Below are 1,053 nucleotides of genomic sequence, written 5' to 3' on the forward strand. Positions count from 1 at the left end.
TGCATGGACGGGAAGTGTGGCTATCGGAAGGTCGACTCTCTATTGGTGAGCGGGAATGCGATCTGTGCATCCCTTTGCGGGCCGCAAGTCGCATCGAACTGACGATCGCTGACGGGCAACTCTATGTCAACGCGGAAAAGGTGTCGGTGCGGGTAAATGGCCGCCGCCATGCACAGCAGCATCCGTTACCGTTGCAGGGCGTCTTGGAGGCGGCAGGGTTGGCGATGGCATTTGGGCCGCAGCACGCAGATCTTGCTGGTTGTTGCTTGCCGGTTCGCCGGTTTTCAAGCGGCTGGGTGCTGGTGCCAGGCATGCTTATGCTGATCGTTGCCCTACTGTTTTTCTCCGTGGAATGGGCCCCGTCACCCTCGACGGCGGCACCTGTAACGGTGGACGCGCTGTTGCAGCAGACCGGGTTGACGCAGCTCGTGGCGCAATGGCAGCAGGATGGCGTGCTGCATCTGTCCGGGTATTGCGAATCGAGCGATACGTTGACGCCATTGTGGGTTGCGCTGCAATCCCACGATATTCGTTACCAGGATAACGTGATTTGCGCCGATCAACTGGTCCGGAACGTGAAAGATGTGCTGATTCAGGCGGGATACACCCAGGCTCAGGTTGTCAGCCGGGGGCAGGGCAACGTTGCGATCGATGCGGATATTCATATGGGAGAGCAGTGGGCGGCGGTTCAGCCGCTGTTGGCCGACATTCCGGGATTACGGCATTGGCAGATAGAAAACGCCTACGACGAGATCGCGAATGCGCTGATCGGCGCGCTGCTACAGCAAGGGTTAGCCGGCAAGGTGAATCTGACGAGTGCGGGGCCGCGTTTCATCTTAAGCGGCGTGTTGAACGCGCAGGATAAGCAGACTTTGACGCAACTGATGCAGGAGATGCGAGCGAGCTATCCAAGCGTGGCGCTGAGCTATCAGGATGTTCCCCTATCCAGTGAGTTTTCCAGGCAGTTGCCAGCGCCTGTCACTGGCATTGTTCATAGCCGTCGCGGCGATTATCTGGTGCTGGGTAATGGCGATACCTTGTCCATCGGCAGCC

Annotated in this window: 1 protein-coding gene; it reads left to right on the forward strand. The window is 58.7% G+C overall.

All coding sequences use genetic code 11. From position 1 onward, the window contains the following. A partial coding sequence (gene sctD, locus J5224_RS29645; protein WP_264628644.1) for a type III secretion system inner membrane ring subunit SctD occupies positions 1-1,053 on the forward strand: 1,053 nt, incomplete at both ends.

It is taken from the genome of Candidatus Symbiopectobacterium sp. NZEC135 (assembly GCF_025962695.1).